This window comes from Rubrimonas cliftonensis, from assembly GCF_900107585.1.
In the GTDB taxonomy this organism is placed as follows: Bacteria; Pseudomonadota; Alphaproteobacteria; order Rhodobacterales; family Rhodobacteraceae; genus Rubrimonas; species Rubrimonas cliftonensis.
In genome coordinates this window covers 431,065-455,173 of sequence record NZ_FNQM01000001.1, presented here as the reverse complement: position 1 = coordinate 455,173, position 24,109 = coordinate 431,065, and the positions used below count along the sequence as shown (strand labels likewise).

The 24,109-nt window shown below is 72.0% G+C and carries 24 protein-coding genes and 2 pseudogenes; 19 read left to right on the top strand and 7 right to left on the bottom strand.

The features are described 5' to 3' along the window. Positions 1–4: 4 nt before the first annotated feature. The gene (locus BLW43_RS02110; protein ID WP_093247894.1) at positions 5–1,174 is read right to left on the bottom strand and encodes a YeeE/YedE family protein; all 1,170 of its coding nucleotides are present in this window, start codon (positions 1,172–1,174) and stop codon (positions 5–7) included. Positions 1,175–1,290: 116 nt separating this feature from the next. Between BLW43_RS02110 and BLW43_RS02105 the strand changes: the two genes are divergently transcribed. The 12 genes and pseudogenes from BLW43_RS02105 to BLW43_RS02055 all read left to right on the top strand — a co-directional run bounded on the left by BLW43_RS02105 (position 1,291) and on the right by BLW43_RS02055 (position 14,347). Beyond that, the gene (locus BLW43_RS02105; RefSeq protein WP_093247892.1) at positions 1,291–2,202 is read left to right on the top strand and encodes a flavin reductase family protein; all 912 of its coding nucleotides are present in this window, start codon (positions 1,291–1,293) and stop codon (positions 2,200–2,202) included. A 232-nt stretch (positions 2,203–2,434) separates the two neighbouring features. Beyond that, a complete protein-coding gene (locus BLW43_RS02100; protein WP_175478713.1) occupies positions 2,435–3,271 on the top strand; it encodes a GGDEF domain-containing protein in 837 nt (278 codons plus the stop codon). A 178-nt stretch (positions 3,272–3,449) separates the two neighbouring features. Further along, positions 3,450–4,076: a ribosome maturation factor RimP gene (gene rimP, locus BLW43_RS02095; RefSeq protein WP_093247888.1), complete on the top strand. Its 627-nt coding sequence runs from the start codon at positions 3,450–3,452 to the stop codon at positions 4,074–4,076. Then, the gene (gene nusA / locus BLW43_RS02090) at positions 4,073–5,740 is read left to right on the top strand and encodes a transcription termination factor NusA (protein WP_093247886.1); all 1,668 of its coding nucleotides are present in this window, start codon (positions 4,073–4,075) and stop codon (positions 5,738–5,740) included. Before rimP ends, nusA begins: the two co-directional genes overlap by 4 nt. Positions 5,741–5,769: 29 nt before the next feature. Further along, the gene (locus BLW43_RS02085; RefSeq protein WP_093247884.1) at positions 5,770–6,435 is read left to right on the top strand and encodes an RNA-binding protein; all 666 of its coding nucleotides are present in this window, start codon (positions 5,770–5,772) and stop codon (positions 6,433–6,435) included. A 104-nt stretch (positions 6,436–6,539) separates the two neighbouring features. Next, positions 6,540–6,677, top strand: a pseudogene (locus BLW43_RS24220) (translation initiation factor IF-2 associated domain-containing protein); the annotation flags it as partial. 789 nt (positions 6,678–7,466) lie between these two features. After that, positions 7,467–9,890: pseudogene (infB, locus tag BLW43_RS02080) on the top strand (translation initiation factor IF-2); the annotation flags it as partial. Positions 9,891–9,911: 21 nt separating this feature from the next. Then, on the top strand, positions 9,912–10,388 hold the full coding sequence (rbfA, locus tag BLW43_RS02075; RefSeq protein WP_093247880.1) for a 30S ribosome-binding factor RbfA: 477 nt from the start codon (positions 9,912–9,914) through the stop codon (positions 10,386–10,388). Positions 10,389–10,435: 47 nt separating this feature from the next. After that, positions 10,436–10,741: an ATP-dependent Clp protease adaptor ClpS gene (locus BLW43_RS02070; RefSeq protein WP_093247878.1), complete on the top strand. Its 306-nt coding sequence runs from the start codon at positions 10,436–10,438 to the stop codon at positions 10,739–10,741. Positions 10,742–10,859: 118 nt separating this feature from the next. Further along, the gene (chlG, locus tag BLW43_RS02065) at positions 10,860–11,783 is read left to right on the top strand and encodes a chlorophyll synthase ChlG (protein ID WP_093247876.1); all 924 of its coding nucleotides are present in this window, start codon (positions 10,860–10,862) and stop codon (positions 11,781–11,783) included. Positions 11,784–11,787: 4 nt separating this feature from the next. After that, a complete protein-coding gene (locus BLW43_RS02060; protein WP_093247874.1) occupies positions 11,788–13,137 on the top strand; it encodes a BCD family MFS transporter in 1,350 nt (449 codons plus the stop codon). 4 nt (positions 13,138–13,141) lie between these two features. Next, complete coding sequence (locus BLW43_RS02055) at positions 13,142–14,347, top strand: geranylgeranyl diphosphate reductase (protein ID WP_245730878.1); 1,206 nt, start codon at positions 13,142–13,144, stop codon at positions 14,345–14,347. 395 nt (positions 14,348–14,742) lie between these two features. On the opposite strand, the gene speB is transcribed toward BLW43_RS02055, so the two are convergent. Genes speB through BLW43_RS02040 form a run of 3 tightly spaced genes read right to left on the bottom strand, consistent with a single transcriptional unit; the run spans position 14,743 to position 17,059 of the window. Beyond that, positions 14,743–15,732, bottom strand: a complete 990-nt coding sequence (speB, locus tag BLW43_RS02050; RefSeq protein ID WP_093247872.1) for an agmatinase — start codon at positions 15,730–15,732, stop codon at positions 14,743–14,745. Next, positions 15,729–16,487 (bottom strand): sterol desaturase family protein, encoded by a 759-nt coding sequence (locus BLW43_RS02045; protein WP_093247870.1) that lies wholly within the window; start codon positions 16,485–16,487, stop codon positions 15,729–15,731. Before BLW43_RS02045 ends, speB begins: the two co-directional genes overlap by 4 nt. Continuing rightward, complete coding sequence (locus tag BLW43_RS02040) at positions 16,487–17,059, bottom strand: hypothetical protein (protein ID WP_093247868.1); 573 nt, start codon at positions 17,057–17,059, stop codon at positions 16,487–16,489. Before BLW43_RS02040 ends, BLW43_RS02045 begins: the two co-directional genes overlap by 1 nt. Before the next feature lie 301 nt (positions 17,060–17,360). Between BLW43_RS02040 and BLW43_RS02035 the strand changes: the two genes are divergently transcribed. Together BLW43_RS02035 and infC are read left to right on the top strand one after the other, a co-directional pair. Beyond that, complete coding sequence (locus tag BLW43_RS02035; RefSeq protein ID WP_093247867.1) at positions 17,361–18,137, top strand: MBL fold metallo-hydrolase; 777 nt, start codon at positions 17,361–17,363, stop codon at positions 18,135–18,137. Between the two features lie 113 nt (positions 18,138–18,250). Further along, positions 18,251–18,793, top strand: a complete 543-nt coding sequence (gene infC / locus BLW43_RS02030) for a translation initiation factor IF-3 (protein ID WP_093247865.1) — start codon at positions 18,251–18,253, stop codon at positions 18,791–18,793. Between the two features lie 45 nt (positions 18,794–18,838). Here the strand turns inward: infC and BLW43_RS02025 are convergent, their stop codons facing one another. Then, positions 18,839–19,360: a DUF4399 domain-containing protein gene (locus tag BLW43_RS02025; protein ID WP_217632077.1), complete on the bottom strand. Its 522-nt coding sequence runs from the start codon at positions 19,358–19,360 to the stop codon at positions 18,839–18,841. 63 nt (positions 19,361–19,423) lie between these two features. After that, positions 19,424–19,846 (bottom strand): DUF4399 domain-containing protein, encoded by a 423-nt coding sequence (locus BLW43_RS02020; protein WP_093247863.1) that lies wholly within the window; start codon positions 19,844–19,846, stop codon positions 19,424–19,426. Between the two features lie 189 nt (positions 19,847–20,035). Here BLW43_RS02020 and BLW43_RS24560 point away from each other — a divergent pair, with 189 nt between their 5' ends. The 5 genes from BLW43_RS24560 (at position 20,036) to BLW43_RS01995 (ending at position 23,140) form a co-directional block, all read left to right on the top strand. After that, a complete protein-coding gene (locus BLW43_RS24560) occupies positions 20,036–20,353 on the top strand; it encodes an SH3-like domain-containing protein (protein ID WP_093247861.1) in 318 nt (105 codons plus the stop codon). After that, entirely contained in the window at positions 20,337–20,687 is a 351-nt protein-coding gene (locus tag BLW43_RS24555; RefSeq protein WP_093247859.1) for an SH3-like domain-containing protein, read from the top strand. The genes BLW43_RS24560 and BLW43_RS24555 overlap by 17 nt, the downstream gene beginning before the upstream one ends. Next, positions 20,677–21,303 (top strand): nitrile hydratase subunit alpha, encoded by a 627-nt coding sequence (gene nthA / locus BLW43_RS02005; protein ID WP_093247857.1) that lies wholly within the window; start codon positions 20,677–20,679, stop codon positions 21,301–21,303. The genes BLW43_RS24555 and nthA overlap by 11 nt, the downstream gene beginning before the upstream one ends. A gap of 62 nt (positions 21,304–21,365) precedes the next feature. Next, positions 21,366–22,253 carry a DMT family transporter gene (locus tag BLW43_RS02000; protein WP_093247855.1) on the top strand — a complete coding sequence of 296 codons (888 nt, stop codon included), beginning with the start codon at positions 21,366–21,368 and terminating at the stop codon, positions 22,251–22,253. Then, entirely contained in the window at positions 22,250–23,140 is an 891-nt protein-coding gene (locus tag BLW43_RS01995; protein WP_093247853.1) for a lysophospholipid acyltransferase family protein, read from the top strand. The genes BLW43_RS02000 and BLW43_RS01995 overlap by 4 nt, the downstream gene beginning before the upstream one ends. On the opposite strand, the gene glpX is transcribed toward BLW43_RS01995, so the two are convergent. Next, the gene (gene glpX, locus BLW43_RS01990; protein WP_093247851.1) at positions 23,115–24,086 is read right to left on the bottom strand and encodes a class II fructose-bisphosphatase; all 972 of its coding nucleotides are present in this window, start codon (positions 24,084–24,086) and stop codon (positions 23,115–23,117) included. The two genes, BLW43_RS01995 and glpX, sit on opposite strands and share 26 nt — an antisense overlap. Between the last annotated feature and the right edge of the window lie 23 nt (positions 24,087–24,109).

Genomic DNA, 24,109 nt, shown 5'->3' with positions numbered 1-24,109 from the left:
CGCCTCACGCCGGCGCGGTGCGCGCCGGCGGCGGGTCCATCGCCAGCAGGCCGCGGACTCGCACGCCGAGCAGGCTGCCGGCGTAGCCGAAGATCAGCCACCACCAGCCATGCAGCGAGCCTGAGACCAGCCCGCCGAGATAGGCCCCGATGTTGCAGCCATAGGCCATGCGCGCGCCCCAGCCCATGATCAGCCCGCCGACGATCGCCGTCAGCACGTCGCGCGTCGAGAGGTTCAGCGTCGGCGCGAAACGGCCCGCGAGCGCCGCCGCCGCCATCGCGCCGCAGACGATCCCGAGGTTCATCACCGAGGTCGGGACGCCGAACACGCCGGCGTCGAGCGCGCCGGAGCGCCAGCCGCCCCAGTAGCTCCACGAGCGCACGTCCATCCCCAGCGCCTCCGCGCCCAGCCCGCCCCAGAGCGCGAAGCCCCAGGTCACGCCCCAGGGCCGCCCCGTGACGGCCATTGTCGCGGCCCCGACCAGCGCCAGCGCGACGGCGCCGGCGGCGAGCGACCACGGGCCGGCGAGCAGCGAGGCGGTGGGGCGCAGGGGTTCGAGCGCGCCATGGCGGCGCTTCTCCCACCACGCGCTGACGAGCCAGATCGCACCCAGCGCCAGCGCCATGGCCAGCAACGCGCCGCCGAGGCCGAACTCGGCGAGCAGCGAGACGCCGCGGCGCTCGTTCAGCATCGGCCAAGCGCCCCAGACGTCGTAATGCGCGGTGGACCAGACCGAGCCGGCGACGAAGGCGATCAGCACGACGACCATGCGCGTCGAGCCGCCGCCGGCCACGAACAGCGTGCCCGAGGCGCAGCCGCCGCCGATCTGCATCCCCACGCCGAACAGGAAGGCGCCGAGCGCCGAGGCGAGCCCCATCGGCAGGATGTTTCCTTGGGCGTTCAGGCCCATCGCCGGGCCGAACGCCATCATCGGGAAGGTGAGCAGGCAGGTCAGGCCGATGAGCAGCATCTGCGCGCGCAGACCCGCGCCGCGCCCCTCGCGCGAAAAACGCCGCCAGGCCGCGGTGAAGCCGAACGCGGCGTGATAGAGCGCGACGCCGGCCGCGGCGCCGATCAGCGCGGTCAGCGCCATCGCCGCGCCGCCCTGCGCCGCCGCGGCGGCGGCGACCGCTGCGAGCGCCGCGCCCGCCCCGACCAGTATCCGCGTCTGCATCGTCCGCTCTCCGCTTGCCGCACATGGCGTCTCGCCCGCGACGTTCGTGTTAGACAACGGGGCCGTCGCGGGCCATATGTCGCAGGTGGCGCGACGGGCGCGCAAGGGAGCATTGCATGGGCGTCGCACGCGCGACATCGACCGCCCCCGAGGACGGCGCCATGGGAGACGCCGGCGAGGGCGCGGGCGCCCCGGCGGGGACGCTTGACGGCGCGATGCTGCGGCGCGCGCTGGGCGGCTTCGCGACCGGCGTGACGGTGACGACGGCGCTGGGGCCGGACGGCAGGCCGGCGGGCTTCACGGCCAACTCGTTCACCTCCGTCTCGCTGGAGCCGCCGCTGGTGCTCGTGTGCCTGGGGCGCGGCGCGGCGAGCTATCCGGTGTTCGCGCAGGCCGACGGCTTCGCCGTCAACGTGCTCTCGGCCGACCAGCAGGAGGTCGCGCGCGTGTTCGCGACGCGCGGCGCGGACAAGTTCGCCTCGGTCGCCTGGGGGCCGCGCGAGACCGGGGCGCCGGTGTTCCGCGGGGTCGCGGCGTGGTTCGACTGCCGCATGCGCGAGCGCATCGACGCGGGCGATCATGTCATCGTGATCGGCGAGGTGATCGGCTTCGGGCGCGCCGCTGCGGCGCCGCTGCTCTACTGCGGGGGCAGGTTCGCGGCGCTCGATTCGGGCGTGCGCCTGAGCGTGGTTGCGCGGGCGGGCGACGCGATCCTCACCCGCGAGGACGGGCGCGGGCTGCGCCTGCCCACCGCCGCCGCCTTCGGCCCCGCCGACGACCCGGCATCGCTGAGCGGCCTGATCGCGCGTTGGTGCGAGGGAGCGGGGCGCCCGACGCCGCTGCACAGTTTCGACGAGCCCGACGGCGCCCACCGCGTCGTCTATGCGGTCGACGCAGACGCCCTGCGGCCCTCCGGCCCGTCCTGGCGCGCGACCCCGGTGGCCGGTGCGGCCGACGCGATGGCCTGCCCCCTTGAGGTCGAGGCGGTGCGCGCGGCGCTGAGTCGCGCGGTCCGCCATCGAAGCTGACTGGCGGCGCGTGCGCAGCGGGGGCGCTTCCGCCCAAGGTTGCGCTGGCTCAACGCCGCTCTCCCGGAAGCGTTTCTTCCCGCGCCTCAAAGCGAGTCCGCCGCCGGAGAAACGCTTTTTTAGAAGGGCTCATGCCACAGCGATCGTGTAGCATCGTGTGCGTGTGGGGGGATCGATGGCGGATCGCGGCGAAAGGCGGAATGCGCCGGCGCGCGGCAGACGCCCGCTCAGTTTGCGCGCGGCTGGCCTGACGTGGTGCGGCGCGGCGGCCGCAGCGCCGCTGCTGGCGGGCCTTGGCCTCGCGCTTGAGATACTCCCCGCCGGCGCCGCCGGCCTCGGCGCGCTGGGCGCGGCGGCGGCGGTCTCCGTCTTCAGCGCCTTGTCCCTGCGCGGGCGGCTGGACCCGGTCGGCAAGATCGCCGACAGCGCGGCGGAGTTCATCCCGCCGCGCCGCGCCGGAACCGTGCCGGCCGACGACGCGGCGCGGCTGGCCCACGGCTTCGCGGCGCTGACGGAGCGGCTTGACGAGGCGCAGCGCCGCGCCGACCCCGCGCGCCTCGAAGATCCGCTCACCGGGCTTCCCAATCGCCTCGGCGCGATGCGGCGCGGGCGCGACGAGATCTCCCGCGCCCGCCGCACCGGGCGCAGCCTCTCCGTCGCGCTGATCGAACTGGAGGCGGACGCGCCGGGCGCGGACCCCGTGGCGCGCGACCGCGCCCTGCGGCTCTCGGCGGAGACGATGGTGCAGGTGCTGCGCGGCTATGACGTGGTGGCGCGCTGGGAGGGCGAGGTCTTCGTGGCGATGATGCCGGAATCCGAGATCGAGAACGGCGTGGAGGCGGTGCGCCGCGTGCGCGACGCGATCTCCGAGGATCCGTTCATCGAGGTGAACGGCGGCCGCGCCTCGATCTGCGCCGGCGTCGCGGTGCTCCAGCCCGACGACGCGACGCTCGCGGAGATCTGCCTGCGCGCCGGCAAGGCGCTGGCGAAGGCGCGCGAGCGCGGCCGCGGCCGCGTCGAGGCGGCGCCGGGTCCGCGGACGCGGCCGGGGCGCATCACCTCGGTCTGAGCGGAGTTCGCCGCCGCCGCGCAGCGCAAGGTTCGTCTCGCACGCTTGCCACGGCGGGCGGCTGGGCGTATACGCCACGCCACAGCGGCGGTCTCGCCAACCCAGGCGGGTCCCACGGGAGACGAGGCGGGCCGCTATCTGCGGCCTTTTTTCGTTTTCTGGAGCTCAAGCCGCCGCCATGGCCGACATGCTCGCAAAGGCGCCTGTGGACCGGCGCATCGCAGACCTTATCGCGCCCACCGTCGAGGGGCTCGGGTTCGACCTGGTGCGCGTGCGGCTGATGGGCGGCAGGCGCATCACGCTGCAGGTCATGGCCGAGCGGCCCGACGGCCGCATGGAGATCGACGACTGCGCCGACCTGAGCCGCGCGCTCTCCGCCCTGCTCGACGTGGAGGACCCCATCGAACGCGAATACGCGCTGGAGGTGTCCTCGCCGGGCATCGACCGGCCGCTGACGCGGCTGGAGGACTTCGAGCGCTGGAAGGGCTGGACGGCGAAGCTCGAGACCGACGAGCTGATCAATGGCCGCAAGCGCTACGCGGGCGACCTGACGGGGCTGGACGGCGACGAGGTGCTGCTGACGCTGGAGAGCGGCGAGGCGGCGCGCATCCCCTTCGGGGCGCTGTCGGACGCCAAGCTGGTGCTGACCGACGCGCTGATCGAGGCGTCGCTGAAGGCCCAGGCCGACAAGGGCTTCGACCCCGCGGCGTTCGATGAGGTCGTCGAAACGCCCGACGACGATGACGATGAAGAACAAGAGGACGACGCGTCCCGCGACGCGCAGACCGAGGAGACGCGCCAATGAGCACCGCCGTATCGGCCAACAGGCTTGAGCTGCTGCAGATCGCGGACGCCGTGGCGCGCGAGAAGCTGATCGACCGCGAGCTGGTGCTCGAGGCGATGGAGGACAGCCTCGGCAAGGCCGCCCGCGCCCGCTACGGCGCCGACGTCGACGTGCGCGCCGCCATCGACCGCAAGACCGGCGAGATCACCATGACCCGGGTCAAGGAGGTCGTGGAGGAGGTCGAGAACTACCAGGGTCAGATGAGCCTCGACGAGGCCCGCGCGCTCAACCCCGAGACCGAGGTGGGCGATTTCGTCGAGATCGACACGCTGCCGACGATGGAGTTCGGCCGAGTCGCCGCGCAGACCGCCAAGCAGGTCATCGTCCAGAAGGTCCGTGAGGCCGAGCGCGAGCGGCAGTACGAGGAATACAAGGACCGCATCGGGACCATCATCAACGGCGTGGTCAAGCGGGTCGAATACGGCAACGTCATCGTCGATCTCGGCCGCGGCGAGGGGATGTTGCGCCGCGACCAGCTGATCCCGCGCGAGGCCTATCGCGTCGGCGACCGCATCCGCGCCTATGTCCGCGACGTGCGCGCCGAGGCGCGCGGCCCGCAGATCTTCCTCAGCCGCACTGCGCCGGAGTTCATGGCGGAGCTGTTCAAGATGGAGGTGCCGGAGATCTACGACGGCGCCATCGAGATCAAGGCCGTCGCGCGCGACCCCGGCTCGCGCGCCAAGATCGGCGTCATCAGCTACGAGAACTCCATCGATCCCGTGGGCGCCTGCGTCGGCATGCGGGGCTCTCGCGTGCAGGCCGTGGTCGGCGAGCTTCAGGGCGAGAAGATCGACATCATTCCGTGGACCTCCGACACCGCGACCTTCCTCGTGAACGCGCTCCAGCCGGCCGAGGTGTCCAAGGTCGTGATGGACGAGGACGCGATGCGCGCCGAGGTGGTGGTGCCCGAGGAGCAGCTTTCGCTCGCCATCGGCCGGCGCGGCCAGAACGTGCGGCTGGCCAGCCAGCTCACCGGCTGGTCGATCGACATCATGACCGAGGAGGAGGAGAGCTCGCGCCGCCGCGCCGAGTTCGAGGCCCGCTCCAAGATGTTCATGGACGCGATGAACATCGACGAGATGGTGGCGCAGCTTCTGGTGGCGGAGGGCTTCACCAGCATCGAGGAGGTGGCCTTCGTCGAGCACGACGAGCTGGCCGCCATCGACGGCTTCGACGAGGCGACGGCGGAGGAGCTTCAGGCGCGCGCCCGCGAGCATCTGGAGGAGCAGGCGGCGCAGGCGCTTGAGAAGGCGCGCGCGCTGGGCGCGCAGGAGGACCTGATCACGTTCCAGGGCCTCTCGCCGCAGATGTTGCTGGCGCTGGCGCAGGACGGGGTGCTGAGCCTCTCCGACTTCGCGACCTGCGCCGACTGGGAGCTCGCCGGTGGCGTGACCGAAGGCGCCGACGGCCGTCGGCAGAAGGACGACGGCATCCTCGAACCCTTCGACGTGACGCTGGAGGAGGCGCAGGCGCTGGTGATGACGGCGCGCGTCCAGCTCGGCATGGTGTCCCTCGATGAGCTTGCGCTCGACGCGGAGAACGAGGCGGAGAAGCCCGGCGAGGAGGTCGGGACGCCGCTTGATGAGGTCGCGGCGGCTGAGGCCGACGCTGGCCGGCCGGTCTGAGGGGCGGCCTGAAGGCGGAGACGGCTACGGTGGCGCGCGGCGGTCGGCGGCCCGAGATCGAGACGGGACCGGAGCGGCGCTGCGTCGCCACCGGCGTCTCCGGCGACGCTGCGCGGCTGATTCGCTTTGCGCTGTCGCCGGAGGGTATCGTGACGCCCGATCTGGCCGAGCGGCTGCCGGGGCGCGGCGTCTGGGTTTCGGCGACGCGCGCGGAAGTTGAGAAGGCGGCTAAGCGCAACCTTTTCGCCCGGGGATTCAAGGCCCCGGCGCGGCCGCCGGAGGGTCTGGCGGAGATGGTGGAGCAGGGGCTCGCGCGCCGCGCGGTGGAGGCGCTGGGCATCGCCCGGAAGGCCGGACTGGCGGCGACGGGCTTCGAGAAGGTCAAGGCGCGGCTCAAGCAGGGCGCGGTTGCGGCCCTGCTGGAGGCCAGCGACGGCTCGGAGGAGCAGCGCGCAAAGCTGCGCCCGATGGCCGGCGACGCGGCGCTGATCGACGCGCTGAGCCGTGAAGAACTGGGGTTGGCGTTCGGGCGCGCATTCGTGATACACGCGGTGCTCGGAGTCGGCGGCGCAGCCGATCGCGCAGTGCGCGAGGCGCGGCGGCTCGCGGGGTTCCGCAGCCGGAACGCTGACGAAGGCGGAAACGCCGGGACCGGGGCGAAGGCGTCCAGCGGTCCGGATTGCGTTCCCGACTGACGACCGCCGGCGGCGGCGACGGACGGCACGGGGTCGGCTCATGTGGGGTCGGCGGGACGACAGGATGAAGGACGCGCGCGGCGCGCCCTTGCGAAGGACGGTTCATGAACGACGACAACGGCGACACGAAGAGCGGCGGCCGGACGATCACTCTGCGGGGAAGCGGCGAGACCACGCGGGTTCGTCAGAGCTTCTCGCATGGGCGGAGCAAGTCCGTCGTGGTCGAGAAGGTGCGCAAGCGCGTCGTGGCGCCATCGCCTGCGTCAGGCGTCACGCTGCCCGGCGCCGTGCGCCCCGCCGAGAGCAAGGCCGTGGAGACGCGGCCCGCGCCCGCCAAGCCGGCGGGCGAGGCGCCGCGCGGCGCGGTCGTGAAGCCGGTCGCGCGCCCCGCCGAGGCGGCCGGCTCCACGGCCGCGCCGGTGGAAGCCGCCGCGCCGGCGCCGGCCGCGGCGAAGCCTGCCGCAGAAGCGCCGTCGGCGGCGCCCGCCGCGGCGAAGCCCGCCGCAGAGGCGCCCTCTGGCGCGCCCGCCGCCGGCGAGGCGACGGCCAAGGCCGCGCCGACGCCGCCCGTGGCGGACGCCGGCGCCGGGCCGAAGCAGGCCGAGAGCAAGGCCGCCGGGAGCGCCGCGGCCGAAAAGTCCGGAGACCAGGCGCCTGTGGCCAGTACGCCGGCCGCCGCTCCGGAAAGCCGGCCTGCGTCGGGTCAGGCTGCCACGAGCCCGGCCGCCACGAGCCCGGCCGCCCCGAGCCCGGCCGCCACGAGCCCGGCAGCGACGAGCCCGGCAGCGACGAGCCCGGCAGCGACGAGCCCGGCCGCCACGAGCGCGGCTGCGGCAAGCCAGGCTGCGGCCGTGCGTGCGGCGCCGATCGCAGCGACGCGCCGCGACGCCGCGGCCCCGACCGGAAGCGCCGCGCCGCGACCTGCCTCGACCGATGGCGCCGCGCCGCGCCCGGCTCCCCAGGCGCGCCCCGCTCAGCCGCAGCCTGCCGCCGGGCGGCCCGGCTCCGCACCCGTCGCGCGCGCCGGTTCGGGACAGGCCGGGGCCGGGCAGGCGTCCGGCGCCCAGCCCGCGCGCGGCCAGCAGGCCGGCGGCCGCCCCTCTGCGGCCAACCGCCAGGGAGGACGCGGCGCCGTCCACAAGGCGTTGTCGCCCGAGGAGCACGCGCGTCGCCTGAAGGCGCTCGAGGCGGCCCAGCGCAACGAGGAGGCCCGCAAGAAGCTCGAGGTGGAGGCTGAACGCCGCCGCACCGAGGAGGCCGAGCGCCGCAAGAAGGAACTCGACGAGATCTCCCGCCGCGAGGCGGAGGAGCAGGTGCGCCGTGAGCGCGAGGAAGCCGCTCAGGCCGAGGCTGCGGCCCGCGCCCGCAAGGAGGCCGAGGAGGCCGCCCGCAAGCCTGCCGCCGCCGCGCCGGCGCGCCCGTCGCCGATCGCCGTCACCCGGCCCGACGAGATCCCGACCGAGGAGGATCGGCCCGCCCGCCGCACCCGCGGCGCGCCGACGCCGGTGGAGGCGCCCAAGCGCCCCGCAACCCCCAGGACGAAGGACACGGGCGACCGGCGCCGCTCCGGCAAGCTGACCATCGAGCAGCTCACCGGCGGCGCCGAGGGCGGGCGCACCCGCTCGCTCGCCGCCATGCGCCGCCGCCAGGAGCGCGACAAGCGCAAGATGGGCGGCCAGGCCGAGCGCGAGCGCGTGGTGCGCGACGTGCGCATCCCCGACGCGATCACGGTGCAGGAGCTCGCCAACCGCATGGCCGAGCGCGGCGCCGACGTGGTCAAGGCGCTCATGAAGATGGGCGTCATGGCCACCATCAACCAGTCGCTCGACGCCGACACCGCGCAGCTCGTGGTGGAGGAATTCGGACACAAGTTCATCCGCGTCTCCGAGGCGGATGTGGAGGACGTGATCGACACCGCAGAAGACTCAGCCGCCGATCTCCAGCCGCGCGCGCCGGTCGTCACCATCATGGGCCACGTCGACCACGGCAAGACCTCGCTGCTTGACGCGCTGCGCAAGACCAACGTGGTCTCGGGCGAGGCGGGGGGCATCACCCAGCACATCGGCGCCTATCAGGTGACGACGCCCTCGGGCGCCAAGGTGACGTTCCTCGACACGCCGGGCCACGCGGCCTTCACCTCGATGCGCTCGCGCGGCGCCAAGGTGACGGACATCGTCATCCTCGTGGTCGCCGCCGACGACAGCGTGATGCCGCAGACGCAGGAGGCCATCGCCCACGCCAAGGCCGCCGGCGCGCCGATGATCGTGGCGATCAACAAGTGCGACAAGCCGTCGGCGCAGCCTGACCGGGTGCGGCAGGATCTGCTCAAGCACGAGGTGTTCGTCGAGAAGCTCGGCGGCGACGTGCTCGACGTCGAGGTGTCCGCGGTGACGCGGGCGGGCCTCGACGACCTGCTGGAGAACATCGCGCTGCAGGCCGAGGTGCTCGACCTCAAGGCCAATCCCGACCGCCCCGCCGAGGGCGCCGTGATCGAGGCGAAGCTCGACGTGGGCCGCGGCCCGGTCGCCACCGTGCTGGTGCAGCGCGGCACGCTGCGCCCGGGCGACATCTTCGTGGTCGGCGAGCAGTGGGGCAAGGTGCGCGCGCTGGTGGACGACGCCGGTGAGCGCGTCAAGGAGGCCGGACCCTCGGCGCCGGTCGAGGTGCTGGGCCTCAACGGCACGCCCGAGGCCGGCGACGTGCTCAACGTGGTCGAGAGCGAGGCCAAGGCCCGCGAGATCGCCGACTACCGCCAGCGGCTCTCGCGCGAGAAGCAGGCGGCGACGGGCGCCCGCGCCTCGCTCGACCAGCTTCTGGCGCAGGCCAAGGCCGACGAGAACGTGAAGGAGCTTCCGATCCTCGTGAAGGCCGACGTGCAGGGCTCCGCGGAGGCCATCGCGCAGGCGCTGGAGAAGATCGGCAACGAGGAAGTGCGGGTGCGGCTGCTGCAGTCGGGCGTCGGCGCGATCACCGAGAGCGACGTGCAGCTCGCCGACGCGTCGAACGCGCCGATCATCGGCTTCAACGTCCGCGCCAACGCGCCGGCCCGCGAGAGCGCCAACCAGAAGGGCGTGGAGATCCGCTATTATTCGGTGATCTACAACCTCGTCGACGACGTGAAGGCGGCGGCGTCGGGCCTGCTCTCGGCGGAGATCAAGGAGACCTTCATCGGCTACGCCGAGATCAAGCAGGTGTTCAAGGTCTCGAACGTCGGCAAGGTGGCCGGCTGCATCGTCACCGAAGGCGTCGCGCGCCGCCATGCGGGCGTGCGCCTGCTGCGCGACAACGTCGTGATCCACGAAGGCAAGCTGAAGACCCTCAAGCGCTTCAAGGACGAGGTCAAGGAGGTCCAGGTGAGCCAGGAGTGCGGCATGGCCTTCGAGAACTACGAGGACATCCGCGAGGGCGACGTCATCGAGATCTTCACCACCGAGGAGATCGAGCGCAGCCTGTAAGGGCCGCGCTCGGGCACTGCCATGGCCAGACCAGCGAGCGCCGGCCCTTCGCAGCGCATGCTGAAGGTAGGCGAGGAGATCCGTCGCGCGCTCGCCGACGCGCTGATCCGGGGCGACACCCATGAGCCGGGGCTCATGGGGGCCTCGATCACGGTGTCCGAGGTGCGCGTGACGCCGGACCTGCGCCACGCCATCGCCTATGTGATGCCGCTCGGCGGTCGCGGCGCCGACGAGGCGCTCGCCGCCCTAGGCCGCGCGAAGGGCGAACTGCGCCGCTCGGTGGCGCGGGCGATGACGACGAAATACACGCCTGACCTGGCCTTCAAGCTCGATGACAGCTACGATCGCATGGACGAGGTGCGCCGCATGTTCGCCCAGCCGGTCGTCGCGCGCGACCTGCTGTCGCCCGCGGACGAGGACGGGGTCGGCGACGACGCGGACGCCGACGCGGCGGACGATCCCGGCGGCGACGGCCTGCGGAACGCTCGCGACGCCTGACGCCGCGGCCGCCGCGCGCTATGTCCCGCGCGGGGAGGGCCTCGGGGATGCCTGACATCGTCACCGTCATACGGCCGAAGACCGTCACGCGCTCGGCGCGGCCCAGGCTCTATCGGGTCGTGCTGATCAACGACGACTTCACGCCGCGCGAATTCGTCTGCATCGTGCTCAAGGCGGTGTTCCGCATGGGCGAGGCCGAAGCCAGGCGCGTGATGCTGACCGCGCATCAGAAGGGCGCCTGCGTCGTGGCGGTGTTCACGCGCGAAGTGGCCGAGACCAGGGCGGCGCAGGCGCACGCCATGGCGGCCAAGGAGGGGCATCCGCTCACCTTCAGGGTCGAGCCGGAGGACTGAGGCGCCAGCCGCGCATAGGGCCGGGCGGCCGAATGGCGCTGGGCCCCTTGGGCGGGTGCGGCGTTTGGGGCGGCGAATCCGCTTTGCGCAGCGCAAAGCGTCATGTTTAATTGACAGTATGGCTGTCAGCGAAAACCTGTCGGAACCTGGAGATGCGAGGGGCGGGCGCCTGCCTGACCCGCGGGCGGTGCTCACCTTGCTGAAGCCCGTCACATGGTTTCCCCCGATGTGGGCGTATTTCTGCGGCGTGGTCTCCACCGGCGCGGCCTTCGGCGCGCACTGGGAGCAGATCCTGCTCGGCGTGCTGCTCGCCGGCCCGCTCGTCTGCGGCATGAGTCAGGCGGCGAACGACTGGTGCGACCGGCATGTGGACGCGATCAACGAGCCGCACCGGCCGATACCATCGGGCCGCGTGCCGGGCCGCTGGGGCCTGTGGATCGCGCTGGTCTGGACCGCGCTTTCGCTGGCGCTCGGCTGGGCGCTGGGGCCTTGGGCCTTCGGCGCGACGGCGCTGGCCGTGCTCGCCGCCTGGGCCTATAGCGCCGAGCCGATCCGCCTGAAGCGCAACGGCTGGTGGAGCGCCGGCGTCTGCGGCCTCTCCTACGAGACGCTGCCCTGGATCACCGGCGCCGCCGTCGTCACCGCCGCCGCGCCCGACCCTAAGATTTTTGCCATCGCGATACTCTACGGGCTTGGCGCCCACGGCATCATGACGCTCAACGACTTCAAGTCGGTCGAGGGGGACGTGCGGTTCGGCCTCGGCTCGCTGCCGGCGCGGCTCGGCGTCGCCCGCGCGGCGCGCGTGGCGTGCTGGGCGATGGCGGTTCCGCAGGCCGTCGTCGTTGCGCTGCTTTGGCTGTGGGACACGCCCTGGAACGCCGCCATCGTGGCCGTCCTGCTGCTCGGCCAGCTTGCGCTGATGCGGCGGCTGATGACCGACCCGAAGGCGCTGGCGCCCTGGTTCAACGGCACCGGCGTCGTGCTCTACGTGCTGGGGATGCTCACCAGCGCCTGCGCGCTGCATCTGATCGGAAGGGGTTGAGGCGATGGGCGCGCTGCGACCGCTGAGCTGGGCGGGCATCTTCAGGCTGGGGCTGGCGCAGGTCGGCCTCGGGGCTGTCGTGGTGCTGACCACCTCCACCCTCAACCGCTTGATGGTGGTGGAGCTGGCGCTGCCGGCGATGCTGCCGGGCCTGCTGGTCGGACTGCACTACGCGATGGGGATGCTGCGCCCGCGCTGGGGCCACGGCTCCGACCGCGGGCGGCGCACGCCGTGGATTCTCGGCGGCATGGCGGCGCTGGCGACCGGCGGCTTCCTCGCCGCCTGCGCCACGGTGCTGATGGAGACGGCTTTCTGGCCCGGCGTGGCGCTGGCGACCTTCGCCTTCACGCTGATCGGCGGCGGCGTCGGCGCGGCGGGCACGGCGGTTCTGGCGCTGCTGGCCACGCGCTGCGCGCCTGAGCGCCGGGCGCCGGCCGCGACCATCGTCTGGCTGATGATGATCGTCGGCCTCGGCGCGACGGCCGGCATATCCGGCGCCTTCCTCGACCCCTATTCGCCGGCGCGGCTCGTCACCGTCGCGGGCTGCGTCGCGCTGGCGGCGATGACGCTGGCGACGCTTGGCGTGATCGGCATGGAGCGCGGGGCCGCGCCTTCGGCCGAAGCCGCGCAAACCCCCTTCATGGACGTGCTCCGCGAGACGCTGGCCGAGCCCGCCGCGCGACGCTTCACGGTGTTCGTCTTCGTTTCAATGCTGGCCTTCTCGGCGCAGGATCTGATCCTGGAGCCCTTCGCCGGCCATGTCTTCGGCTTCACCGTGGGCGAGAGCACGACGCTGGCGGCCAAGCAGCAGTCGGGCATCTTCTTCGGCATGGTGCTGACGGCGGTGGCGGCGAGCGCGGCGGGCAGGCGGCTGCTGGGCGAGGCGGCGGGGCGCCTGTCGTTCTGGATCGTCGCGGGCTGCCTCGGCTCGGGGCTGGCGCTGGCGGGGTTGGTGGCGGGAGCCTTTACGCCCGGCTGGCCGCTGGCCGTCAACGTCTTCGCGCTCGGCTTCATGAACGGGATGTTCGCGGTGGCGGCCATCGCCTCGATGATGGCGCTGGCCGGCGCCACGGGGGCGGGGCGCGAGGGCGCGCGCATGGGCCTGTGGGGCGCGTCGCAGGCGATCGCCTTCGGGCTTGGCGGGCTGCTCGGCGCGACGCTTGTGGACATCGCCCGCGCGCTCGTCGGCGAGCCCTCGCTCGCCTATGCGGCGGTGTTCGCACTGGAGGCGACGCTCTTCATGGTCGCGGCGTGGCTCGGCGCCTCGGTGGGCGTGGAGCGGGCCGGCGCCCCGCGCGGCCGGGCGGACTATCGAAACGACGCGCCCGCGGCGGCGCTTGTGGCGGGAGAATGACGCGATGATGCAGGAGCCTGTGTCGCCGGAGATATTCGACGTGGCCGTGATCGGCGGCGGCCCCGCCGGCGCCACCGCGGCGCACGACCTCGCCCGCGCCGGGCGCAGCGTGCTGCTGCTCGACCGCGCCGGGCGCATCAAGCCCTGCGGCGGCGCCATTCCGCCAAAGGCGATCGTGGACTTCGACATCCCCGAAAGCCAGCTCGTCGCCAAGGTGCGACGCGCTCGGATGATCTCGCCCAAGGGCGCCAAGGTCACCATTCCCATCGAAGGCGGCTTCGTCGGCATGGTCGACCGCGAGCATTTCGACGAGTGGCTGCGCGAGCGGGCGCGCCTTGCCGGCGCCGAGCGCCGCGCCGGCGCCTTCGCGCGCATCGAGCGGGGCGACGACGGCGTGGCGCAGGTCGTCTATCGGCCGAAGGGCGACGCCTCGATGGGCGCGGAGACGCGGGTGCGGGCGCGGGTGGTGATCGGCGCCGACGGCGCGCGCTCCAACGTCGCCCGGCAGGAGGTGCCGGGCGGCGACGCGATCCCCTACGTCATCGCCTATCACGAGATCGTCCGCTCGCCGGAGGGGCGGGACTGGGACGCGCAGCAGTGCGACGTGATCTATGACGGACGCATCTCGCCGGACTTCTACGGCTGGGTCTTTCCCCATGGCGCGACCACCAGCGTGGGCATGGGCACCGAGCTCGACGGCGTGTCGCTGAAGCAGGCGACAGCCGACCTGCGCGCGGCCTCGGGCCTGAGCGGCGCCGAGACGATCAGGCGCGAGGGCGCTCCGATCCCGCTGAAACCGCTCGCGAAATGGGATAACGGGCGCGATGTGGTGCTGGCCGGAGACGCCTCGGGCGTCGTGGCGCCGGCCTCAGGAGAGGGGATCTACTACGCGATGCTGGGCGGCCGCTTCGCCGCCGACGCCGCCCACGCGACGCTGACGAGCGGAGACCCGCGCAAGCTCGCCACCGCGCGCAAGCGCTTCATGCGACTGCATGGCGGCGTGTTCTGGATCCTCGGCCAGATGCAGAAGTACTGGTATTCCAGCGACAACCGCCGCGAGCGCTTCGTCGCCATGTGTCGCGACAAGGACATTCAGGAACTCACCTTCGACGCCTACATGAACAAGGAACTGGTGAAGGCGAAGCCGCTGGCCCATGTCCGCATCTTCTTCAAGAACCTCGGCCACCTGACCGGGTTGGCGAAGGTCTGAGGGGCGGGATAGCCGCCGATCCGGAGCCTGCGCCCATGCGAAGGCGACCGGGGCGCGTAGTTGAGCGGCGCGGCTGCGCGGATTTCAGCCTTCCGCCCTGCGGCGCTGCTGAGCGATGAGGGCCGCGCCCTCCCTCGGGTGGGCGCTTCGCGACGGCTGAGCGGCGCGGTTTATGGCGCAAACAACTTCACCGGTTCAGCGGGTTGCGCCGTTGCAATGCGCCCTCCCTTGGGGGGTGAGCCGCGCCCGGAAAACCCTCCGGGGGAGGGTTTTCAGCGGCGAACGGGCGGAGCCCCGGAGGGAGGGCGCGTCCCGTGCTGGTCGCACGGGCCAAGGGTCGAGCGAGGCGACTTCAGGCCATCGGCCGCCTTCCGCGCTTCGCGTCCTGCCCGGCTCTAGACCCGGGCGGGCGCTTCGGGGTGGCCGGTGGGGACCGGGGGGCCGCCCGCCATGACGCAGAGCAGCTCGAACATGATCGTGGCGCCGTTCATCGCGGTGAGGCCGCCGGTGTCGAAGGGCGGCGAGACCTCGACCATGTCGGCGCCGCGGATGTCGCGGCCCTTCAGCATCCGCACCATGCCCATCGCCTCGCGCATCGTCAGCCCGCCGGCCTCGGGCGTGCCGGTGCCCGGGGCGAAGGCGGGGTCGAGCGCGTCGATGTCGAACGAGACGTAGATCGGCCCGTCGCCGACGAAGGCCAGCGCGTCCGCCATGCAGGCCCGCCAGCCGCGGGCCTCCAACTCCTCGACGTAGATGACCTTCATCCCGCTGTCGTGGGAGAACTTCCACATGTCGGGATCGAACATCGAGCCGCGGATCCCGATCTGCGCGACGCGCTTCGGGTCGAGCAGCCCCTCGTCCACGGCGATCTTGAAGGGCGCGCCGTGGTGGAAGCGCGAGCCGCCGTAATTGTCGCCGGTGTCGGCGTGGGCGTCGATGTGGATCATCCCGAGCGGCGCGTCGCCCGCCAGCGCGCGCAGGATCGGCAGGCTGATGGAATGGTCGCCGCCACAGGCGAGCGCCCGCGCGCCGGCGGCCTTCACCTGCGCGAAGAACGCCTCGATCTCGGCATGGGCGCCGCTGAGTTCGAAGGGTTTTGCCACCCAGGCGTCGCCGATGTCGGCGACGCGCGCCGAGGCGAAGGGCGCCGCGCCGGTCGCCTGATTGATGCGGCGCATCAGCGAGGACTGGTTGCGCACCTCGCGCGGCCCGTGGCGCGTGCCGGGGCGATTGGTCACGCCGCCGTCATAGGGCACGCCGACGAGCGCGATGTCGAGGCCCTCGGCGCTCTCGGCGACCGGCGCCCTGAAGAAGGTCGCGAGGCCGGTGAAACGCGGGCGCTGCTGCGGGTCCGCGAGGTTCAGGCGCTCATCGGCGTCGGTCATTCGGCGGGGCTCCGCAGCGGATCGGGTTTCTCGAAGCGGCGCACCTTCTCGTCGTAGTCCGGCGCGAGCGTGCCGCAGATGCGGTCCCAGGCCGAGAAGAAGTTGGCGTAGTTCGTGCCGAAGCGCTCATGGTGCTGGTCGTGGAACGTCGTGCAGACGAAGGGCGACGGGAAGCGGGTGCTGCGGTCGGCGAAGTACTCGAAGCCGGAGTGCCCGATCATGCCGTTCACATGATCGTAGACCCGGTGTGCGATCAGCACCGCCGCCGGGATGGGCAGCAGCATCGGCGCGATCAGGTAGTAGCTCTGCATCGCGAAGGCGTCGGCGAGGCTGTCGGAATAGTTGCTCCACACGGTCGGCGCGACGGAGCGGTGATGCCACAGGTGATGCCGGTAGAGCGGCCGCCAGTGCATGAGCCGGTGGCCCCAGTAGAACCATGCGTCGAAGAGCAAGATGGAGACGAGGAACATGCCGATGGCGGACCACCAGTTCAGCGCGAGCGGAGACCAGAGGGTGAACCCGTAGGCCTGCGCCCAAAGCCCGCCCGCCAGGCAGCCGCAGGTGACGACCAGCGACTTGAGGCTCTGGACGATCTCGATGCGCGCCCGGTCCTCGCCGCGCCGCTTCGGCTGGATGCGCCGTTCGGGATGGCGTCGGTTGAGGCGGTCGAGCGCCAGGCCCAGCCCGAAATAGCCCAGCACCGTGGCCCCGTAAACCGCGGCCCAGATCAGCAGGAAATCCGTCAGCGCCGTCATCATGGCTCTCCCGAATGCGCGTCCTCGGGGCTATCGGCTTGCGGCGGCGCGGTCAAACCCATTTGCGAGGCGAGCGCGGCAAGATCCGCCGCGGCGCCGCGCGCCGCCTCGCAGGCGCCGGGTTCGGCGGCGTCGGGGTCGAGCGCGCGCATGTCCTCGATGGTCGCGCAGTAGTCGCTGATCTCCCATGCGGTGAGCCCGGCGACGGCGGCGACGCCGACGAAAGGCGCCGACTGCGTGGCGACGCCGGTGAGGCTGCGGGCGACGCCGGTGAGGCTGCGCTGCGCCACCTGTCTCGCGATCCGGCCGCGCAGCGCGCGCTGGCTGGCCTGAACGGTGGTCAGCCCCGCACGCGACGCGAGCGAGCTCACGGCGCCGACGAAGGCGGAGGAGGTGAAGGACAGTATCCCGAGGGTGACGCTCAGCGTCGAGACCGCGAGCGATACGATCAGCAGCGCCGCCAGCGTCGCGCTCCGCAGCGCGGAGAGCGCAGTCAGAAGCCAGCGCAGCGGCCTCGACACCAGCCGCAACAGGCTGCGCGCCATGCCGATGGCGCGGGTCGCAGCAGCCATGCTCAGCGGACCGCTTCCGGCCCGGCGCCGGTCTCGGCGACCGCAAATCCGTCGTTGCTCATCGGCGAAGTCCTCCGGCGGCGCGCCACTCCGCAACGCCGACGCTGGCGCACCCGCTCAGGGACGCCCTTCGCCGGATCAGGAGCCGCCCATTCGGCGTGCACGGCGCCGCCCATTGCGACGGCTGCGATGAGAATGGCGCTGAAGCGCGCCGGCGACAACTTCTTCCGCTTGTCTGACGGGGCGGCGCGCCTATCCTCACTCTTGGCCGGTTGGCCCGCCATTGCAGAGGAGCGTCGTCATGCGCAACGCCGCCATCGCACTCGCCCTGACCGCCTCGCTCGGCGCGGCTCCGGCCTTCGCCTCGAACTGTCTGCAGGTCGCATGGCCCGAGCCGTCGGCGCCGCGCGTGATCCCGACGTCGCTGGGGCCGGAACAGGTCTCGATCGAGTTTCTCGGCCATGCCGCCTTCCGCATCGAGACGCCGGCGGGAGCGACCGCCGTCACCGATTTCGCGGGTTACTGGGGCGGGGGCGACGTTCCCGAGATCGTCACGATGAACCACGCCCATTCAAGCCACTGGACGCCGTCGCCGGACCCGCGCATCGCCAACGTCCTGCGCGGCTGGAACCCCGAGGGCGGGGAGGCGATGCACTATCTCGAACTCGATGATCTGCTGGTGCGCAACGTGCCGACGGACATCCGCCGCTGGGATGGCGGGGTCGAGCCGTTCGGCAATTCGATCTTCATCTTCGAGGCCCACGGCCTGTGCATCGGCCATCTTGGGCACCTGCACCACAAGCCGACCGACCTGCACTACGGCATGATCGGCCGACTCGACGTGGTGATGGCGCCGGTGGACGGCGGCTACACCATGAACATCCCCGCGATGATCGACGTGCTGAAGCGGCTGAGGGCGCGCGTCGTGATCCCGATGCACTGGTTCGGGCCGTCGAACCTCGACCGGTTCCTCGCCGGCATGGCCGATGATTTCGAGGTGCGGGAGGCGGGGGGGCGGTCGCTGACGCTCTCGCGCGAGACGCTGCCGGCGACACCGACGGTGATGGTCCTGCGCTAGGGCGGGCTTGCGTCCCGCCGCAACTGCGGTATCTTAAGGGTCCGGAGTCGCCTCGTGCGGCTCCTTAAGCGTTTTCAGCCCGCAATGTTCGGGCGCAATGACGGAGCAGGACCATAGCTCGAAGACCGCATCAGGCGCCGCCGACCCGCGACACCGGCCCCCGCGTCAACCGGATGATCCGAGCCCCGGAAATCCGCCTGATCGACCACAACGGCGACAACCATGGCGTCGTGCGCCCTGAACTCGGGGTTCAGATGGCGGAGGAGGTCGGCCTCGATCTCGTGGAGATCTCGCCGAACGCCGCCCCGCCCGTCTGCAAGATCATGGATTTCGGAAAATACAAGTACGAACTCCAGAAGAAGGCGGCAGAGGCTCGCAAGAACCAGCGTGTCATCGAGATCAAGGAAGTCAAGTTCCGGCCGAACATCGACACGCATGATTATGACGTGAAGATGCGCAGCGTGCACAAGTTCCTCGAAGAGGGGGACAAGGTGAAGGTGACGCTGCGGTTCCGCGGTCGCGAAATGGCGCATATCGAGATCGGTCGGAGCCTGCTCGAGCGCATCTCCGCCGATGTCGACGCGCTCGGCAAGGTTGAGTCCATGCCGAAGATGGAAGGCCGCCAGATGATCATGGTGGTGGCGCCGCGCAGCTAGGCGCAGCGCCGAACGGCGCCGGGGGGCTGACCCCGGCGCAACTCTTCACATCGTCGAGGCGGCTGGCGGAACCTGGCCGACGACGGTGATCCTCACGGGCGCCGAGATCACCGGCGGATCGTGAGGAACGTGATTTCCGTCCCCCATCACCAGTTGAAGCGTATGGACGCCGGGCGCGAGCGTGATCTCGGTCGCGCGTGCGCCATCTCCGAAATGGATATGACTGTCGTCGGCGGGGATGGGCTGCGCCAGGTCCAGATCCGCCGCCGAGGCGTCGACGAGCAGATGATGGTGGCCATAGCCCTCCTCGACCTCCCCCGCAGGCGCGACCATCATGCCGAGCAGGCCGAACTCCACCCTCACAGGGCTCACGACCTCCATGCCGTCATGCAGGTTGAGGATGAAGACGCGCGGCGACGACGGCGCGGGTATCCCAACGTCGACGGGCGCCCCGACCACCCCGTGCTGGGCGCGGGCGAGGCCACGCCCGTCGAGCATGTCGGCCGCGGCGGCGAGGGGGCTCAGCAGCGCGGCGGCTGCAGCGAGGATCTTGAAGGCGGATGTCATGGAGTCCTCCCGAATTGACGACGCGGTACGAGATATGCCGCGTCGCCGCGGCGTCGAGCCGACCTACTCGACGGTGATGGTGATCGGCGCGGACAGCACCGGCGGCTCGTGGGGCACATGCGCCCAGTCGCCGAGGACGAGCTGAAGACGGTGCTCGCCCGGCGCCAGCTCAAGCGTCGTCTGGGTCTGGCCGCCGCCGAAATGGCGGTGGTTCTCGTCGGCCGGGATCGGCTCGCGCAGCGCGTCGCCCTCCAGCGCAGCGTTGATGAGCAGGTGGTGGTGGCCGGTGTTCTCGCGCTCCACCCCCGCCGGCGCGACGCCCATGCCGGAAAGGCCGAAGATCACCGTGACGGGGCTCGACACCGTCGCGCCGTCCTGCGGGGAGAGGATCGTGAGTTCGGCGCCCGCCGGGGCCGGCGTGTCCTGAGCGAGCGCCGGGCAGGCGAGCGCGGCGGCGAGAAGGGCTGCGATGGGCGTTCTGCGCATACTGTTTCCTCCGGTTTCTCTCTGGCGGCCGTCGCGTTCTCCGAACCGGCCGCGCCCTCAACATAGCGCGTCCGCGGGGCGCGGCGCGCATCGACAGCGGCGTTTCCGCACGGTAGCCTCAGCGCCATGAGCACCGCATCAGACCCACGCCCAGACGCACGCCCGGACTTGGGCCGAAGCTGGCACGACATGGGCGGCGACGCCGCCGGCCCCGTGCCGCGCGCGGAACACGACTTCGCCCTGTGGGAGAAGCGGGTGGACGCCCTGATGGTGCTGTGCTCCAACAAGGGCCTCTTCACGGTCGACGGCCTGCGCCGCGCGCTGGAGGAGATGGGCCCGGAAGCCTTCGAGAGCATGACCTATTACGAGCGCTGGATGAGCGCCGTGGCGCGCAACCTCGTGGACGCCGGAGCCTTCACCGCCGACGAGCTGGGCGCGAAGATGGCCGAGGTCGCGGCGCGCGGCGACAGCTATGCGGAGGCGTCGCTCGATGGCGCCGCGGGCTGAGGCGCTTCCCGAGGTCGGCCCGGCGCCGCCGCCGCCCTATCCCGCAGGGCGCCCCCGGTTCTCGCCGGGCGACGCGGTGAAGGTGAGCTTTCGTGACGGCCCGGGCCATATCCGGACGCCGTGGTACATCCGCGGCCGCACGGGGCGCGTGGAGCGCGTCTGCGGCGCGTTTCCCAACCCCGAGGAACTCGCGGCGCGGCGCGACGGCCTGCCTGCCCTGCCGCTCTACCGCGTGCGCTTCGCGCTCGCCGCGCTGTGGGGCGCCGGCGCGGCGCAGGACACGCTCGACGTGGAGCTCTACGAACACTGGCTGGAGCCCGCAGATGCCGCATGACGGCCATGAGACCGACCATGACCACGCGCCGCCCGCCGACGCCGACGACCGGCTGACCTACTGGCGGCGCATGGAGATCGCGGTGCGCGAGCTCCTCGTCGAGAAGGGCGTGACCACGCCCGCCGAGATCGCGGCGCAGGTCACGCGGATGGACGCGCGCAGCCCCGCCGTCGGGGCGCGCGTCGTGGCCCGCGCCTGGACCGACCCCGCCTTCCGCGACCGCCTGATCGCGGACGGCTCCGCCGCCTGCCGCGAGATGGGCGTCGAGGTCGAGGCCATGAAGCTCGTCGCGGTGGCGAACGACGCCGAGACGCACAACGTCGTCGTCTGCACGCTCTGCTCCTGCTATCCGCGCAACCTGCTGGGTCTGCCGCCGGACTGGTACAAGTCGCGCGCCTATCGCTCCCGCACCGTGCGCGAGCCTCGGGCGGTGCTGGCGGAGTTCGGGCTGAGACTGCCCGAGGGCGTCGCCGTGCGCGTCCACGACAGCACCGCGGACATGCGCTATCTCGTTGTGCCGCGACGGCCGGAGGGCACGGATGGCTGGCCCGCCGAGAGGCTCGCCGGGCTCGTGACGCGCGACTGCATGATCGGCGTGGCCGTCCCGCAGACCTGACGACCGCGGCGCCGACCCTTCGGCCCGCGACCCTGTTCAAAGCCCCCTGCCTTCGAGGGACCATGACCGTCATCGCCTCGCGCTTCGCAGCGCTGCCCCACGAGGCGCGCGGGGCGGCGCTCCTGATCCTCGCGATGGCGCTTTTCGCCTCGATGGACGCGGTCGCGAAGGGGCTGATGGCGCGTTACGACCCGCTGCAGGTTGTGTGGGCGCGCTACGCCGGTCAGGCGACGCTCGTGGCGATCGTCGTCAGCCCGAGGATCGCGACGCTGGCGCGCACGCGACATCTCAGGCTTCAGATCATCCGCTCGGCGATGCTGTTCTCGGCGACCCTCTGCGGCTTCTTCGCCTTCTCGACGATGCCGCTGGCCGACGCGACCGCGATCTTCCAGACCGCCCCGCTGGCGATCACCGCGCTCGCGGCGCTGGTGCTGGGCGAGCAGGTCGGGCCGCGCCGCTGGGCGGGCGTGGCGGTGGGCTTCATCGGCGCGCTCATCATCGTCCGGCCGGGGGCTGACGTGTTCCAGCCGGCCGCCCTGCTGCCGCTGCTCGCCGCGTTGCTGTTCGCCGGCTACTCCATCGCCACGCGCTTTCTGGGCCGCGACGAGAGCCACCTGACGACGCTGCTCTACACCGCGACGCTCGGGGCCGTGGTGGCGAGCGCGATGGTTCCCTTCGTCTGGACCACGCCGACATGGGCCGACGCAATGGTGATGGTCTGCATGGCGGGCGTGGGCTCCGTCGGCCAGTGGCTGCTGATCGTCGCGTTCAACACGGCGCCGGCCTCGGCCATCGCGCCCTTCACCTACGCGTCGCTGATGTTCGCCGCGCTCTGGGGCTACCTGTTCTTCGGCGACGCGCCGGACCTGTGGACCGTCACCGGTGCGGCGATCATCGTCGGGTCCGGCCTCTATGTCTGGCGGCGGGAGCAGATGAGGGCGCGGACGTGAGCCGCGCGCGCGACAACGGGGTGGGCGCATGGCTGTCCGCCGGCCTGTTCGTGCTGGCGATCGCGCCGTTCATGGCGCTGCCGCATCGCGCGGGGCTCGCGCTGTTCGGCGGCCTCGGGCGTCTCGCGCTGCCGCTGACGCCCTTCGCGCGCCGCATCGCCGACAACCTGCGCCATCTCGGCCGCGATCCGCGCGGGGCGCGCGCCCTCGCCGCGCAGGTGGGCGACAATTTCGGCCGCGTGCTCCTTGAATACATACAGATGGAGCGGGTCGCGCAGCGGCGCGAGGCGCGCCCGGCCACCGGGCTCGAGCACCTGCGCGCCGCCGTCGCCGCTGGGCGGGGCGTCGTGCTTGTAAGCGCGCATTTCGGCAACTGGGAAGTGGCGCGGCTGGCGGCGCGCGACGCGGGCGTGGAGGTCGGCCTGATCTTCCGCCCCATGAACAATGCGCCGTTCGACGCGCTTGTCCGCGGCAAGATCCGCCTTGCCGGAGAACCCATTATGGTGAAGGGCCGGGACGGCCAGCGCGCCATGGTGCGCCACCTGCGCGGCGGGGGCGCCGTACTGATCCTGCTGGACCAGCGCCTCGGCGGCGGTCTGGAGCTTCCCTTCCTCGGAAAGCCCGCCCAGACCGCCGCGGCGATGGCGGAACTGGCCCTGCGCCTCGGCGCGCCGCTGGTGCCGGTCTGCGCCCGGCGCCGCCCGGACGGCGCGTCCTTCGACGTGGCGTTCGAGCCGCCCGTCGTCGGCGAGACGGGCGAGGCGCTGATGCGCGCCATCAACGCGCGCTACTGCGCCTGGATCGACGCTGCGCCGGGGCAGTGGTTCTGGCTGCACCGACGCTGGAAACACGCGGGCGAGGCTACTGGTTCTTCTGGCGATAGGTGATGCGCCGGACTGAGCCGGTCTTGGAGCGCATCAGCAGCGTCTCGGTCTCCAGATACGCGCCGTCGCGCCTGGCGCCCTTCAGGATCGAGCCGTCCGTCACGCCGGTGGCGGCAAAGATGACGTCGGCCGTCACCATGTCCCGCAGCGAGTAGACGCGGTCGAAATCGGTGATGCCGGCTCGGGTGGCGCGGGCCTTCTCGTCGTCGCTGCGGAACCAGAGCCGGCCGTAGATCTGGCCGCCCATGCAGCGCAGCGCGGAGGCGGCGAGCACGCCCTCGGGGGCGCCGCCGGCGCCCATGTACATGTCGATGCCGGTGGCGCTGCTTTCGGCGCAGTGGATCACGCCGGCGACGTCCCCATCGGTGATGAGGCGGATCGAGGCGCCGGTCGCGCGGACCTTGTCGATCATCTCGGCGTGGCGGGGCCGCTCGAGGATGCAGACGGTGATCTGCTCCGGCGGCACGCCCTTGGCCCTGGCGAGTTCGCGGACGTTGTCGGCGGGGTCGGCGTCGAGGCTCACCACGCCCTCGGGAAAGCCCGGACCGATGGCGAGCTTCCACATGTAGACGTCGGGGGCGTGCAGCATCGAGCCGCGCGGCGCCAGCGCGATCACGGCCAGCGCGTTCGGCATCGCCTTGGCGGTGAGCGTGGTGCCCTCCAGCGGATCGAGCGCGATGTCGACCTCCGGCCCCTCGCCGGAGCCGACCTCCTCGCCGATGTAGAGCATCGGCGCCTCGTCGCGCTCGCCCTCGCCGATGACCACGGTCCCGCGGATGTCGAGCAAGTTCAGCTGGGTGCGCATGGCGTCCACGGCGGCCTGATCGGCGGCCTTCTCGTCGCCGCGGCCGATCAGCTTCGCCGAGGCGATGGCTGCGGCCTCCGACACGCGGGCGAGGCCCAGCGAGAGCATGCGGTCCTTGAACTCGAACGCGCTGGCGTCTGACATGGCTGGGTCACTCCGGGCTGTTG